The organism is Natrialba hulunbeirensis JCM 10989, from assembly GCF_000337575.1.
GTDB classification, from domain to species: Archaea; Halobacteriota; Halobacteria; order Halobacteriales; family Natrialbaceae; genus Natrialba; species Natrialba hulunbeirensis.
Genome location: NZ_AOIM01000041.1, coordinates 187,609 through 202,734, shown reverse-complemented (window position 1 = coordinate 202,734; position 15,126 = coordinate 187,609). Strand labels below are relative to the sequence as shown.

At 51.2% G+C, this 15,126-nt stretch carries 11 protein-coding genes; 4 read left to right on the top strand and 7 right to left on the bottom strand.

The genetic code is table 11. The features are described from left to right. Nucleotides 1–49: 49 nt before the first annotated feature. Complete coding sequence (locus C483_RS17080; RefSeq protein ID WP_006654615.1) at nt 50–604, bottom strand: GNAT family N-acetyltransferase; 555 nt, start codon at nt 602–604, stop codon at nt 50–52. 174 nt (nt 605–778) lie between these two features. Here C483_RS17080 and C483_RS17075 point away from each other — a divergent pair, with 174 nt between their 5' ends. Then, the gene (locus tag C483_RS17075) at nt 779–1,330 is read left to right on the top strand and encodes a hypothetical protein (protein ID WP_006654614.1); all 552 of its coding nucleotides are present in this window, start codon (nt 779–781) and stop codon (nt 1,328–1,330) included. Here the strand turns inward: C483_RS17075 and C483_RS17070 are convergent. Next, nucleotides 1,287–1,958: a hypothetical protein gene (locus tag C483_RS17070; protein ID WP_241431531.1), complete on the bottom strand. Its 672-nt coding sequence runs from the start codon at nt 1,956–1,958 to the stop codon at nt 1,287–1,289. The two genes, C483_RS17075 and C483_RS17070, sit on opposite strands and share 44 nt — an antisense overlap. Nucleotides 1,959–2,838: 880 nt before the next feature. Next, nucleotides 2,839–3,009, bottom strand: a complete 171-nt coding sequence (locus tag C483_RS20550; RefSeq protein ID WP_169331435.1) for a hypothetical protein — start codon at nt 3,007–3,009, stop codon at nt 2,839–2,841. 167 nt (nt 3,010–3,176) lie between these two features. On the opposite strand from C483_RS20550, the gene C483_RS17060 reads away from it, so the two are divergent. Continuing rightward, the gene (locus C483_RS17060; RefSeq protein ID WP_006654611.1) at nt 3,177–7,031 is read left to right on the top strand and encodes an Eco57I restriction-modification methylase domain-containing protein; all 3,855 of its coding nucleotides are present in this window, start codon (nt 3,177–3,179) and stop codon (nt 7,029–7,031) included. Between the two features lie 56 nt (nt 7,032–7,087). Then, nucleotides 7,088–7,690, top strand: a complete 603-nt coding sequence (locus C483_RS17055) for a hypothetical protein (RefSeq protein WP_006654610.1) — start codon at nt 7,088–7,090, stop codon at nt 7,688–7,690. A gap of 71 nt (nt 7,691–7,761) precedes the next feature. Here the strand turns inward: C483_RS17055 and C483_RS19680 are convergent, their stop codons facing one another. After that, entirely contained in the window at nt 7,762–9,105 is a 1,344-nt protein-coding gene (locus tag C483_RS19680) for a restriction endonuclease (protein WP_006654609.1), read from the bottom strand. Nucleotides 9,106–10,428: 1,323 nt separating this feature from the next. Between C483_RS19680 and C483_RS17045 the strand changes: the two genes are divergently transcribed. Further along, complete coding sequence (locus C483_RS17045) at nt 10,429–11,139, top strand: hypothetical protein (protein WP_006654608.1); 711 nt, start codon at nt 10,429–10,431, stop codon at nt 11,137–11,139. 231 nt (nt 11,140–11,370) lie between these two features. Here the strand turns inward: C483_RS17045 and C483_RS17040 are convergent, their stop codons facing one another. The 3 genes from C483_RS17040 to C483_RS17025 all read right to left on the bottom strand — a co-directional run bounded on the left by C483_RS17040 (nt 11,371) and on the right by C483_RS17025 (nt 14,984). After that, a complete protein-coding gene (locus C483_RS17040; RefSeq protein ID WP_152419902.1) occupies nt 11,371–12,333 on the bottom strand; it encodes a hypothetical protein in 963 nt (320 codons plus the stop codon). A gap of 805 nt (nt 12,334–13,138) precedes the next feature. Further along, nucleotides 13,139–14,299, bottom strand: coding sequence for a DsbA family protein (locus tag C483_RS20125; RefSeq protein WP_152419901.1), 1,161 nt, complete (start codon nt 14,297–14,299; stop codon nt 13,139–13,141). 1 nt (nt 14,300) lies between these two features. Then, nucleotides 14,301–14,984 (bottom strand): hypothetical protein, encoded by a 684-nt coding sequence (locus tag C483_RS17025; RefSeq protein ID WP_006654604.1) that lies wholly within the window; start codon nt 14,982–14,984, stop codon nt 14,301–14,303. Nucleotides 14,985–15,126 lie beyond the last annotated feature (142 nt).

The following is a 15,126-nucleotide window of genomic DNA, read 5'->3' as shown; positions in this document are numbered from 1 at the left end:
TGGGATTTGAATTATCCCCTCTCGATTCGCAGTCGGCAACTGTCGGCCGCTACTGGTCAGGCGGATCGCATCCGACTCGCGACTCGAGAAAGTCTGTCTCCTCTGTGGAGAGGTCACGGTCCCGAAACTCGTCGAGTCCGTCCTGATACATGTCTGGTTCGCGCTCGCTCGTACTGTTGCTCTCATCGGCTGTGGACGGCTGGTACTCGAGTACCAGTTCGGCGATTCCCGTCGTCTTGCCAGTGTAGGTGAACCCGGCGCGGTAGAGCGCCTCGTAGGCGAATGGGTTGTTGACCGCGATTCGGATGCGTTCGTAGCCGCGCTCGGCGGCGTGATCGCGAACGAGCGAGACGAGTTCGGGGCCGATCCCCTCGCCGCGCCGGTCGTGGGCGACAGTGATGTATCGGAGCCAGAGCGTGTGCTCGTCGGTGCGATCCTCGTTGAACGCGATGGCTGCGACGATGGTTTCACCGTCACGGGCGACTGCCTTCCCGGTGTTCGTCATGACGAACTTGCCGGCGTAGCTGAACCGTTCGTGGTCGAGTGGCAGTTTCGGACCGTCGGGTGGCCACCCGAGCAGTTCGTACGTGAGTTCCTGAGACACGAGTTGCGGTCGGTTGGTCGGAGAGAAACTAATAGCCGTCGTCCACCCGGCGACGGCAGGTGGCAAGCGAACTCGAGTGGCCACCGTACTGCGTACGTGTCGTGATTGACCTGGCGGACGTGACACATGCCGGACAAACCATTATGGCGCCCGTTGTGGTACACTGGCCCCACTATGAGCGCAGAGTCCGATACACAGTCGACAGTCGGTGTCGAGACCTCGATTGGCTGGCCGGTCGGCGGTGCCGTCGGCGGTGCAGTCGGCGCACTCGCCTTCGGTGCCCTCATCTGGCTGTTCGATCCCGAGGTCGTCTCCGCGGCGATTCCGGGCATCTACGGACTTGATCCAGTCGGCGTCGTCGGCTGGGGAATCCACCTCGTCCACGGGATCGGTCTCGGATTGATCTTTGGCTTCCTCGTCACTCGCGAGCCGATTCTCGGGACCCTCCAGATGAACCCCGAGACCGAGTCGCTCTCACGAACTGGGATCACCCTGCGCGTCGTCGCCGCCGGTTTCGTCTTCGGACTGGCGATCTGGGCAGTCCTGCCGGTGATCGTTCTGCCGGTCTGGATCGAAGCGATCGGCACCGAGGCGGCAGCCGACTTCCCCACCGCAGCGGTCGAGAGCATGGTTGGCCACCTCCTGTTTGGAACGGTGCTCGGCATCGTCTTCGCCCTAGTCACTAACCTCCACCCGGAGCGTGCCGAGACGCCGCTCGAAGACTGAGAGAGCGCCACCTGACACCTTTCAGAAGCGATTCCGCCACCGCTGCGTCCGCACCACTTCGTTTTTCATCGCCGAACAGTTCGCCGTCGCCAACCGCCTCGAGCACGAGTTCGTCCGCCATCTCCTCGACACACGCGTCCCAGGAGCCGCCCATCGATGACCAGAACTCGAGGACACTGTCTCTGTCCCAGCCCTCGGGCAGGTCGTCGAGGCCGTTCACGTCTTCGTTGATGATCGGTGTGAGCGTCTCCCCGCTGCCGTCATCGTCACTGTCGCGGTCACTATTGTCGTCACCATCGCCAACAGTCGACTCCGTCGCATCGTCGCCCTCCAGACCGCTGGTCTCGAGTACCGAAGCGCGATACACTGCCGAACCGACTGTCTCGGGACCGAGGCCCACGACGTACGCAGGCTGGTCGTTGCTGGCATCGACAGCGGTGACGTTTTCGTCACCCTCTCCCTCACCCGTCGGAAACTCGAACTCGCTCGTCAGCACCGCTGCAACGACACCGCGGCCGTCCGGCGTCGCGAGATGTCGCCCGCTTCGTATCTGGTAGCTGCGTCGGGCATACTCGAGTACTGGGCAGTGGTGTCGGTAGTGTCGATGCGCGGATGTGCAAGGGTGCAAGGCAGTTTGAAGAACTGTGTGTGGGGGTGTGGGTTGAAGAACGCGGGGATCGAGATTTGAACCCGACTGCGAGACGATCCTACTCGTTCGTTTTGCCCACTGCACGGGCTCTGTCACCTCTACTTCAACTTCCGTAGACAACTGCTGCTGCTCACCGTGTGGTCACAGTAGAAAGGCGCGGACCGGGATTTGAACCCGACTGCGAGACGGTCGTCCTCACTCTGTTCGGACGCTGCGACTCGCGTGCTTCAAATCCCTCGTACGATTGCTGTCGCTCACGAATTTGTTCGCGACAGCAATGCGCGGACCGGGATTTGAACCCGGGCCATGAGCTTGNTCCCTCGTACGATTGCTGTCGCTCACGAATTTGTTCGCGACAGCAATGCGCGGACCGGGATTTGAACCCGGGCCATGAGCTTGGAAGGCAGCAGGCCGCTGTGACGCCGATTTCGTGCCTCAGATGCCTTCACGGCGCAATTTGGCGTGTTTTCGTGGTTCCCAGCACAGTAATATTGATCTATGAATATAAAGACCCACGACGTGAGCCTCTGGCTTACGTGAGTTCGGTTGATTTCACTCTTCAACTATACCGAGTGTGCTACTTAGGCCGAGAAAGCAGGTGAATAATTCGGAACTCCACCGCAAGTGAGAGAAGTGGACAACCAGCCGAATAAATGGTAACTAATCAGTGACAGCAACGAGTGATAAGCCGTGTTCTACAGGCTGTCGATCGAGAAGGCTGCCAACTCTTACAACCGCTTCAGCCAATACTCAGTGAGTGATTGGTGGTCTGGGAACGGTTGCTGTATGAGGTAGGCCGCCTTCTCGAAACAGGGAGTGTAGTCACTCATCATCACTACTCACTGGGAAAAGAGAGACACTATTTGGTGTCGTTGCGCCCGAGCAGCTCCGCACACTCCTCATTTAGTCGGGAAGCTGTCTGTCGCCGACTGTGGTGGACTTCCTCGTCTTCCATGGCCTCTTTGCTGGTCTCGTAGATCAGAGCCAGCTGCCGGACGTCGACGACGAGAAGGGCCTTGGATTTCAACATTACAAATAGTATGATTTTCATGCATAATATAATCCTAGATTATGCATACTGGTTGTTCAGGATTGTGATGCTTTCCAAATATTTATCGGGTCTTGCTAAAATGACTTCACCAGTAATCGGATCTCTCGTTCCCTATCATGGCTCCACAATCAGCAGACACGACCTCAATGGAATTCGTTGAGCAGGCGTTCAATACATCAGTCGATGAGGAAGCCAGAGAAGAGCTTCTGCACGTCATTGACGACACGATCTCGAACCTGCGAGAGCAGATGAAAGACGACACGCTCGAGAGTATGCTACGAGCTGAACCCGGCTCTTACCTGCTCCGTGGCAGCATGACTCGGGATGGACTTCAGCCGGAGCCATTCACCCAACAGGCGGTCATCGAACCGCTCTTTGATGCGCTCGGGTACGAGTACGCGACAGAAGCAGGTGGTCTTTCCGGGGGACGGACAATGGTTGCTGATTATACCGTCTCTCTTCGCGATTACGACAATGTAGATTCCACCCGTCTGCTCATTGAGGCCGAACCGATCAACAAAAAGCTCGATTCACGCGAGCATGGTGCAGGCCAAGTCCGTGATTGGCTTAGCCAACGTGAGTTCGAATCCGATTTCGGATTTGCTACGGATGGACTTCGTTGGATGTTCATCCGGTACGATCCTGATTCCTATTCGCACAACACTATCGAAGAGATCGATCTTCAGCCCGTCTTTCTCGCTCTATTTCAGAACCAAGTTGGCGACCGGAAGCCGGTCGAAGAGGCGGTCTTCGAGGCAGATGTTGAACAGGTTGACCGTCTGATTCGGACTTTCGAATTTACTAACTTCGTTTCCATTGCCGGGGAAGCTCGTCAGGTTATCAGACAGAAACAGGAGGAGATCACTGACGAGTTCTACGACGATTACATTCAGTATGTCTTCGGTATCATCGACGATTCAGAAGAGACGCAGCGATCGTTGATACACGATGGAGTTGTCGTCCCATCTGGTGCCACAGGCGATGATACACGGTTGTTTTCGGTTGAGCTAATGAACCGACTAATCTTCATCAAGTTCCTCGAAGACAAGCACATCGTTCGTCCTGATCTCCTTAAGACTGTTCTCGATACCTACGAGGACGGCCTCTATACCGAATCTCTCTACAAGTCCTTTGTTCAACAGCTATTCTACGATGTACTAAATAAACGACCAGACGATCGCCCACCTCAAATTCAAGATATTGAGCTGTTCAACGATATTCCATACCTTAATGGTGGTCTCTTCCGACCCTCAATAGAACATGACGGAAGTGGGGACCGGGAGGCGTTTGAAGAGCGAGATTTCGACGTTCGAGATAGTGTCCTAATCTCGATTATCGAATTGCTTGAGAGCTATAGTTTCTCCGCTGACGGCTCACCCACGGATCTTGATCCGAGTGTTCTCGGGAACGTTTTCGAGAAGACAATCAACTACATTACAGGAGATAACGCGGATCAGAACAAGGAACTCGGAGCGTACTATACCCCGAAGGAGATTACGCGCTTCAGTGCAGAACAGACCGTTCGACCGGCACTATTTGATCGATTGAAGGATGTTCTGATCGAAGAACGCGGGTGGCCGGAAGCGGAACTCGAGAACTACGATACGGTCTATGAACTCATCGAAGCAGTTCCCCCATCACTTGATCTCATTGGGACCATGCTTGATGAGGTGAACGACTTCCGTGTCGTTGACCCTGCGTGTGGAAGTGGGCACTTCCTGACTTCCGTGCTTGAGGAGATCGTCAGTATCCGTCGCGCACTTTGGGCACAAAACGAGTCTTATCCCCACGAATACCGTCTGAAAAAAGTAACCGTTCAGAATAATATCTATGGTGTGGATATTGTAGGACCGGCTGTCGAGATCGGTAAACTCCGCTGCTGGCTATCGATCATTTCCGAACTTGAAGAAAAGGACGTTGAAGAACTCGACCAAGAAGAGTTAGCACTGCCGAACATTGCGTTCAACCTTCGGCAAGGCAACAGTCTAATCGGATATACGGGCTTCCCTGAGACAACGGATGACGGTGATCTCTACACCCTTGAAAGCTTTAACGAGGATACTGTTAGGACACGGTATCAAAACATAATCGACGAGATCGATGCCTATGAAGAAGCTATTACAGGAGAACAAGCCGAAGAACATCGGCGTGAAGCCAATCGTCTCCTACAGAACGCTCGTGATGAGCTGATTGATGATGTTCGTGATGATTTCCTCTCCGCAGGTGTCGATGACATTACTACTGAGCAAGTTGAGAACTTCGATCCCTTCCATTGGGTCCTCGAATTCGCAGAAGTATATGCAGATGGTGGGTTCGACGTTATCGTTGGGAATCCCCCGTGGGAGCGATTAAAGCCGCTCCGCGACGACTTCTTCTCTCGATACGACCCCGCGTTTAGGACCAGACCTCCGAAGGAGAAAGACGAAACTCAGGACGAACTATTAGAAGACGAATATATATCTGAGAAATGGGAAGAGTACTTAGATGAGATGGAAATGCGGTCTGAGTACTATAAAAACAGTAGTCAGTATGACCTACAACGACCAGAGATTGATGGTCGTGTTAAACCCAATCCGAATGATCTGTCTGCCTTGTTCTTTGAGCGTACCTTCAGTCTCGCAAACGGTGAATCCTATGTAGCACAGGTTCTTCCCGGTGCGATATTTAATGGAGCTTCCTGTAAGGATCTGCGGAGCTACCTATTAGATAGCACTCAAGTAAATTCAATGCCTGTCTTCGAAAACCATGGCATCTTTGAACAGATTGACAACCGATACAAGTTCGGGATAATAGTCTTCGAAAATTGGGGTTCCACAGATAGCGTTCTTGGAAAATATCAAGAGGGGAACATTGACGTTCTGAAAGAGTTTGAGGACAAAGCTATCGAGATGCCTAAAGAAGTTTTAGAGAGGTACTCACCGGAAGCAAGGATTTTCCCCTTCATTGAATCTGAAAGGAAGCTCGAGGTTCTACAATCGATAATTCAAAATCCACCCCTCGGAGATGAGAGCGCTTCTGAGTCGTATATGGAGCCATATCAAGGTCTTCGTCGGACCAGCGACTCTGATCGATTCGTGGACCAATCGGAAGCAGAATATCCCGTTTACGGTGGGAAAAATATCTACCAGTTCACCTATACTCCCGACTTTATTGATGACATCGAACCACCAGAATTTTGGAGTGTCGAAGTAGAGACTGATCCCGAGCGTAGCGCGAAACAGCGTATGCGGGAGAAGACCATTAGGGACCTCAAGAGTGCTATCTATGAAGAGTTTGATGGCACTGGTTCTCAGAAAGGATTCGTGAACGACTTGTTAGAAGAGCATCGTGGCAAACCACTGTCCGAGGAAGATGTTCTCTTAGATTGCACTGAATATAGAATTGGGTTGCGGCGTATTACTAACTCCACTAACGAGCGAACGCTTATAGCTACGATCCTTCCAAAAGGAATCGTCTGCCACAACACTGTTCTGACGATTCGAAATTACCGAATTGAGCCATATGAGGAGGGTCTTGAAGAAAATCCCCTACATAATTTCTACCAGAGAGCGTTCACGGATTATGAGATGTTAGCTAAAGTGGGCCTGCTTAATTCGTTGCCGTTCGACTACTTGCTGAGAACTAAAATCGACACTCAGATTGTGACATACAAGTTCAAAGAGTCTCAAATACCCGATTTGAAAGAGGGTGATGAATATTTCGAGTACATCGCATTGAGAGCAGCTCGATTAAACTGCTATGGCGAAGAATTTGCTGAGATGCGTGACCGACTCGATGGTATTGATCCGGTGACTGATGTGGAAAAACGGCGACAGGTTCAAGCTGAAATTGATGCTGCGTCTTTCCACGCATATAGATTAGATCGCGAGGAAACAAAGTTCGTGTTAGAAGATTTCCATCGGGTTAAGAATCCACGAGCCATGGATGAGGAATACTTTGATATGGTACTCGAGAAATATGATGACCTAACCGATCAAGAAATCGAGAACCCAACTACATAAGTAAGAGTAATTCTCTTAACAGCGGGATTTTTCTTGTAGGAATTTCTACTGGCTCTATGGCGAATCGAGTTTGCGATGCTTGCGGTGGGACCTTCCGAACGCTGTCCCGGCTCCGGCTCCATGACTGCCCAGAAGAAGGGATAGTTGATGACGCGTTCCTCCCAGAACCTCAGCCCGACGAACTCCCGAACCGAGTCTTAGAAAAAGACGAGTTCGACGAACTGAAAAGTGATTCACGGATCGAGAGAGTTGAGAAAATGATGGATGTGCCTCTTCCTGGTAAAAACGAGGCTATCTCCTTCGTAGTTCAAATAGATGGCCAGACATACGGCCTTCACTGCGATCACGATACCGCTGATTGGGATATTGTCGCTGAAGGAAACGATTGGGGCGAAGTGAAAAAGGCACACTCAGAGTGGCTATCTGACGATATTGGAAAAGTCACCGGAGACGCCCCCGATCCTGAAAATCTTGATGGAGCAGAGGTTCCCGATGAAATCACGACTGACTGTGATATGTGCGATGGTGAGCATCAACTAACAGCGCAGCCAGATTCCTTCACTTCAGCAATGGGCTTCCTTGAGTACGAGGGGTTCTGCGAGGAAACCGGGCAACCGATTATCATTACTAAAAACCCAGACGAGTTCCTCGAACAGTAGTCCAAAACCCAGGATCGCTCAGACTGCACTGTTCACGTTTCGGTTCGGGAAGAGAGCTGAACGGCAAACATTCAATCCTTCGAAAACTCTGTGGTAGACTCAATTAAAGAGTTAACTGAGGTAAGTACGTTAACCGCATTCTCGAAATCAGTTGTGAGAACGTATCCCTCTTCCTCGTACGTCAGCAGTTGTAACGAGGGATGAGACAGGAATTGAATAGTGTGTTTGATGGCCTCTTCATCTGGTGGATCAGCAACCTCGTCCATTCCAACTAAGATGAAATATAGTTCCTTTGCAGAGAGTGGTTCGTCATATCGATCCATTCCCTTTAGAACTGCAAGCATCGATTCCACTGCGTCAATCCGCTCATCGATATGATCTTGCAGCAAATCTTGGCGATCTTCTTGGAAAGCACCAGGCTCGAGAAGGTAGTCAAAGATCAGCTCTGGCGGGATACCGTACTCAGCCCGCTTCTCCAATAGAGAAACGAGCTGGTCTGTAGTTAGCGTCGTTATCTCGTTGCGTTCCGCGTCCTCGATAGCCTGCGGTGGAAAATGCCGACCGACTACGATACCGTGATCTGCTCCGCGTTGATTCTGATGGCTAACGATCCCTGCGGCGTTGATATTCCGTACTCCGTAGGACTGTCCTCGACTCTTTGCTTCAACGACAACGTGAGCTGGTTCAGTGATTTCGACGTCGGTATCACTTCCACCTTCGATCCATCGGGCTTCGCATCCTAATCGATTGAACGCGTCGGCAACCAATCGTTCGAACTCTTCGCCCCGATTCCCGTCCTTACCTGCGGCTACCAGCTCCCGTTTGAGCTGCTCGAGTGAGTCTTCAGCCTCCTCATCCTCTTCATCGTCGATCTCGTGAACTCGCTCCCCAGTTCCGGTGAGATCTGCGATCGCGTTCTCGAGCGAATCGTAGTCCTCCAATATGCTCCTGATTCGTCGATCGGCTACCCGCATGAAGCCTTGTGGAATGTAGTTGTCTTCGTAGCCGACGAGAGCATTGAACTCTTCGAGGGAGACGTTGATCTCTTCGAATTGATCGACGTAAACCAAGAAGCGCCAGGGATTATCGTCGTCCCACGGATTCTCCTCGTACTTCCACAGGTGTTCTGCCAGCGGTAGGTTCTCCTCTATGGAGACGACTCGTGCCCGAGCGATGAACTCTCCATCTCGGTAGACCAGAACGATATCTCCCTGCTCGATTTTCTGCCACTGGTGATCGACAGTCGTTCCCCAGAGACGAATGGTTTCGTCGTTGTCGTCCTCAGTGAGTGTTTGACGTTGCTCCTCAGAAAGATACTCTTCTACCTCCTCGATTGGCACCCCATCTCGTACGCTATGGACGTAGTCCTGGTACGCATCTTCTCTCCCCGCCGTGAAAATCACGAGTCCCTTCATTCGTCTGTCTCACTATTCGTACATCAGATTATCAATGGTTTGTCTCTCCGCTCTCAGTAAGCAGACTCACTATCGCTGGCACGGCTCAGCTCGAGAAGCGGGCGGCTACCGTGTCTATTTCGTTTTCCTCGTACTGCGTCAGTATGTAGTACTAATCAGTGAACATTAAGAAGAGATAATTCGTGGTCACTCTGTACCTCTTCTTCTACCAAGTATTAGGCTATACTCTGTATATGCCGCCTTCTCGAACCAAGTACTTGGACACTCAATAGGCACACATCTCTTGCACTGAACCGTGTCACACAGTAGTTCACCGGGAAGTGTCCGGTCACTCAGTAGTGAATCCCCCTATAGTCCCCCTTGTTGACGGCTCGACAGATCGATACGGAGTGCCATCTCGGTGATCGACCCGATTATTCCTGTTACCAGCCAATCTAAGGGGCCTGTGGGACTCGGAGTCGCATTTTCATATCTTCTGAATGTATTCCATCATTGAAGGTCAAAAGACGCACCTGGGCGAATCTGGGGATCGTGGAAGGGGTCGTCAGAAGCAAGGTAGTGATCTCGCTTAAACCCTCGAATTTGCTACTTTCAGCGAATCGGGGGATCGGACCATAGAACGATTACTCTTGGTTATAACAGTTTGATTGCTCTGCCTCCTCACCGAACAGGACACAATCGGCTCACCCACTCAAGCATACGTGTACAGGCAGACGTGCGAGAACGCGCCCAGTCAGTCGATCATCCCTGATCCCTTTCCTTACCCTTTGAAGGTTAGAACACCATTCGAACGGGGGACGCGCTGCTGTGTGAGGCAACCTCCACAGAAATTTTTCAAAATCAGCGCTATGTTTAGTGATCCGTGCTACTACCTCGAGATACCGGCAAACGCGCCCGAGGCCGTGCTACCCCAACATTCTCCAGTGGTATCTTTCTGTGTAGGATGTTGTTGCCTGTAATAGTGGCAAATACACAACTTGTAGTATATAAAACCTCGACCCCCTATATATACCAGTGTCTATTACTAAGGGTGAAGGAAGTGATTCCGGGGTTAGCGGGCCACCTCTGAGAGTCACTAATTAGTGGTCACGGCGGACTCCCTCTCCACAGTTTCACCACGTAGCTGGTCTTCGATTCCACTTCGAGTTACAGGGCGTGGCGGACAGGACAAATCTGGGTTCGGCGGCCTTCTCGGACGAAGGAGCTTTTCACCAATTACATGCGGACACGAAGTAGGCACCCGAGGGTGTCACCAGTTTGTGGCACTTCTAACGGTACGGACAGGATTGGCAGATCTCTCAGTTCCCTAACAAATTTTGATACATGGCATCGAACGAAGTGACCGGCAAGACGAAGACGGAACTTCAGGAATTACAGGGATCTCACACTCATCCTGTCCCCTTCGACGAGAAGTACTGCCTGGCAAAGATTCCACGACAGCCCGAAGAGTACGACGGGCCGCCGCGCTATTGCGTTTCACAGAACGTCAAGAAGAACGGACGATGTAAGCACCACGGCGGGGGCGTAGTTCCCCGCCTCGAGAACCTCGAAAAGCTACCTAATCTCAAACACGGTATGTACGCTACAGACGATCATCTTCTCGAGAACATGAACGAGCGTGAGGAGCAACTCTATGATTGGGTTCTCTCTTGGCCCGATGCATATGGCATTGATCTCGAGTCCGATCCGTCAGTTGCTCACGACTTCCAAACCCTGGCTATCGAGATCGTTCGGGAAGCGAGGGGGAAGGATTACCAGCTCCGTCATGGCGAGGTAACGCAGAAGGCTGTGTATCTCCCTGACGGCCAGCAGATCGACTCGGAGACCGTACCCGAGGCGCTGACCGAGGTCATGCAATCTCAGGTCCGGCTCATCCAAAAAATCAAGGACTCGCTCGGTATCACCCGAAAGCAGCAGGTGAAGGACGAGAAGGCCGAGTCCACCAGCGAACTCATGGACGACATTGTGAGCGTCATGGGCAATCTCGTTGGTGAGAAGGACGGCTACGATCCTGACGAGTTCGACGAAAAATAGACTGTTTTGGTCTCACCTCAACGACAAGTATAGGGCAAGCAGTTACCGGAGCAGTTATCGATTTATCTGAACTCTGTCAAAAGTCGCTTGCTAAATATAGAGGTTCAAGCCAGCACTCAGCCACCATTGATTGCATACCGTTACGGATGAGCCAGTCCGGGAATTGGTCTTGGCTGGTGGGGCAGTGATAACTACAAAGAAAGTCTCCAAATGAAAAACCGAGAATCACGTCTACACTATGTACTCGTCAAATTCATCGGCGGGTATTGTGAACCCTTGATCAAGATAATCCATTGCGGCATCTCCAGGAATAAGCCATTCAGTAACTAATTCGCCGTTCTGCAAACCTTTCAAGTTCAACCAGAAATTTTCATCTCTGTTTTTCACTGGTGCTACCTTCGAGATATCGTCAATTGGAGGCTCCCACTCAAATGGTTCAACTTGAATTGGTTCCATCGGACACTTAATTATCTCTGAGTCGTATCTTGTCAAATCGAACTCAGGTACTCCGTGAATATCTGAAAGACGGTCTAACAACGTTTTCAATTGGCGTTCAGTGACGTAGTCATAGGTTCCGTTCACAATCGCATCGATAGACACCAAGACTGATCCAGCAAAGCAGAATAGCTCTTCCTTCAGAAAAGTGTGTGACGTTCCTGCTTCATCGGAAATTACCAGTTTCCCGTTTACGACTTCAAAATCACTTCTATGGATGACAGAGTGTCTATAGTCTTCAAGCTCAATATAGAGATTAGAGAGACACTCTAAAGCATCGGTATCTGTGGCAAAAATCTGTGGCAGGGAAGATGGTCCTTGACTGATTAAGGCGGCTATCCGATCTGTCTTTTTCTCGAAGGTCCATCGGCCCCCTGGCGGGTTTTGACCATTTATTTCTAACAACCACTCGATAAATAGATCGAGGCATTTGTAAGTACTGGCGAAAATCAAGGGAGAGATATTGCGAATAGCTTCCTCAACCCCTGAACCGCCAATAGTTGCAGTTGATGTTCTTAGGTATACGGACCTCCCTCCTTCTAATGTAACTTCTCGACTGGGTGGTTTATTTTTTAATTTGGCGACTGTATATAGGTCTAAATCCACATCGCCGGAAAGCTCTGCCAAGTTTTTCAATGACCATCTTTCATAGTCCGTCACTTTGTGGAGTCTCTGGATCTGATTGGTGGTTAATGACACACAATTTTCAATGGTGTGACTTCCTGATCAATCCATCGTCTGAAAAAACACGGGAGAGACCCAACTCTACACTGTGATTTTGTTATTTTAGCGAAAGTGTTATATCTCCCAGACGCGATGGTATTGGGGAGAAGAGAGGTTACAGCCTCTCTCGCAGTTATTTTGCGCTATCTCTCCTACTCCCGAGAATCCGTCTTTGAAATCAACACTGGCAACTCGGAGTTCTCACTCGAGCAGTTTCTCACGCTGCTCGAGCGATCGAACTGGCGGCTAACGTCAGTATGTGAGCTACATACGCTGTACGCTCGAGGTCAAGGTGCATCTCCACTGGGTGTGCATCTCGCCCCCTGTGTCCGGATGGTGAGGGGCCACATACGATAGGTCAATACTGGGGAACACAACCTGGTGCGACCGATTATCGTGCGTGGCGACTAACATCTCTTAGGAAGGTCCGAAGCAAGAGCGGCTGATGTACAGCCCCCCGCCAACGAACTGGGCGGTCTCGTACGGCCGTTAATACAATCTGAGTAGTTACCAATGGTTACTATCAAGAGTTCGATTCAACAGCATAGCGGCACTGTTCCGATACCCCTTCGTGATTCGCAGGGAATGGTTCGAGAAGGCGGGCGACCACAGAGTTCTCTCTGGTACTGAAACTAAGATACCGTCATTGGAAACTACTTGGTAGGCAGGCTTCTCGAACGTTTGAGTGTGATTCGCGAGACCTGTTTTCAAATACAGGAGGTTACTGGATCTAATAACAATACAGGCGATAGTCGCCTTCTCGAACTGAGTTGTGAAGCAATCAGGCTGAATTCCAAAACGTCCCAACACCAATTTCAGACCGTTCAACGCCGACAGTTGCTTCTAATTCGGATTCGGCCTCTGTCTGAGAATTATATTCGTAGACCTCCATCACTTCTGCAGTAGTCACAGGACCATGCTCCTCAACGAATTCATGAAGAGGTCTCAGCACCTGTGGTGTTACTCCCTCAGTCGCTAACAGGGTTTGAAACTTCACGTACCGCACATAGCCATTTAGCGAAGCGGGTACTTTGGTGTCCATTTTTGTTACCGGAAGTTCACCGACCGAACCCGTCGAGAGTTCAGCATTGGCCATGTCTTCTTCAAACTTATTGAGATCAAGGCTCATCTCAGCAGCCAATTCGAGTAGTTTTGATTCTCCAAGATTGGTCCCCTCTGCAAATGCCTCGATCCAGAGACGACGAAGATAGTCGTCTCCTCTACCCTGTTTCATCGCAGCGATCCATGCACGATTGACCTGCTCTGTTGTTTGTAGACGGCTCGAGTCAAGAGCTGAATCAAGGGGCATCCCATTGCGGGGTTCTGTGGGTTCCTCGTCGATTGATCGAACTGGGGCAGGAACCAGCTCGAGTTCTACTTGATCTCGGAATCGTTCGAGAACGCGTTTCACTACCGGCTGCATATCAAAAGAAGCGTAGCTCAACGGATCTACGACCAGAGTTATAGTAACTGTTTCATCCTGATCCTCGTCCTCTTCCTCCTCCTCCTCTTCGGCCTCTTCGCTCTCGTCATCCTCGCTGTTGTCAGAGTCTCCATCAGCCTCTTCTGAAGTTGAATCTGTGGGCTCTTCACTCTCCCCCGGCGATTCTGGAGTCTCCTCTTCGGCTTCATCTTCAGCTTCACAATCATCCGACTCTGGCTCAGTCTGAGGCTCTGGTGAGACTCCTGCACCAACACCTCCTGCTGCCCCACTACCGCCAGCAGCACCTGCTCCACCCGCACCTGCACCAGCTGCTCCCGCACCCGCTGCGCCTGCTCCTGCACTACCGGCACCTACAGCAGCGACAGCGCCGGAATTGTCGTCCTCGTCTTCGTCTTCTGGTGGTTCAACGTATTCATCGATGCCTGTTTGGTTCTCGTCCGGTTCGTTTTCCGTATCGCTCGGATCTGAATCGTCAACTGGATATGATGTGTTTCCCATTTTAGTAGTCCTCCAAGTTGCTCTGAACAGCGTGACTGTTTGACTGCAAGGCCTTCTCCGGCTTTTCTACCCACTCGTTGTAGCGAAGACGTGAATACCCGTCCTCGGTTTCACACGCTTCTCGCCACTGTTTCAATCCGGCTGCCGCTGTTACTCGAGGTGCAAACTGTGCTAACTCTCGAGCCGAGAGTCTACCTATGAGCATGACGTCTTCCGGATTAACGACTGATATGAAGTTGCGAACGTGTTGGCGGTTAATGTGGAGCGCATTTCCAGCGTTATCGCCGATATATTGGCCACAATAGAACGCGTAGTCAGTGATATCGTAATCGTCTCGAAGCTCCCGATAAGGTTCGAAATGATCCGGTTCCCATCCTTTGTTCGTCGGTAGAAGTCTAATATCGAGATCCTGATCGACGATCTCTGTTTGAAGTTCCTTTACATACCCTACATACGCATCTACGACGGCCCGAATAGTCGACTCATCCATTTGACCGTAGGTAAATCCGACATCAGGAATGTGGATTGCCGGTTGAATGGTCTCGAATACCTCAAGGACGTCATCCATCTGTCGGTTGTTCGTTATCGAGTCGAGTTCTGTTGCTGTCGTTACCGGGATGTGGTATGGATCAAGGACCTCGCCCAGGTCACCATCGCGGTCAATGACCTGCTCGGCGTCGCTCATATTGACGACGATGTACCGTGACCGTCGAAATCCAGAGAGGAACTCTTCGCAGTCTGGATCCAATATTTCGGCTCGGGGACAGATTTCCCTGATCGGTTCGTGTATCAGACGGGCCTTGGCGGCTTCATGTAGAGTTTGCTGT

Coding starts and splice junctions, on each gene's coding strand:
- C483_RS17075 (WP_006654614.1), top strand. CDS start 779: ATGAGCGCAGAGTCCGATACACAGTCGACAGTCGGTGTCGAGACCTCG.
- C483_RS20550 (WP_169331435.1), bottom strand. CDS start 3,009: ATGTTGAAATCCAAGGCCCTTCTCGTCGTCGACGTCCGGCAGCTGGCT.
- C483_RS17060 (WP_006654611.1), top strand. CDS start 3,177: ATGGAATTCGTTGAGCAGGCGTTCAATACATCAGTCGATGAGGAAGCC.
- C483_RS17055 (WP_006654610.1), top strand. CDS start 7,088: ATGGCGAATCGAGTTTGCGATGCTTGCGGTGGGACCTTCCGAACGCTG.
- C483_RS19680 (WP_006654609.1), bottom strand. CDS start 9,105: ATGAAGGGACTCGTGATTTTCACGGCGGGGAGAGAAGATGCGTACCAG.
- C483_RS17045 (WP_006654608.1), top strand. CDS start 10,429: ATGGCATCGAACGAAGTGACCGGCAAGACGAAGACGGAACTTCAGGAA.
- C483_RS20125 (WP_152419901.1), bottom strand. CDS start 14,299: ATGGGAAACACATCATATCCAGTTGACGATTCAGATCCGAGCGATACG.
- C483_RS17025 (WP_006654604.1), bottom strand. CDS start 14,984: ATGAGCGACGCCGAGCAGGTCATTGACCGCGATGGTGACCTGGGCGAG.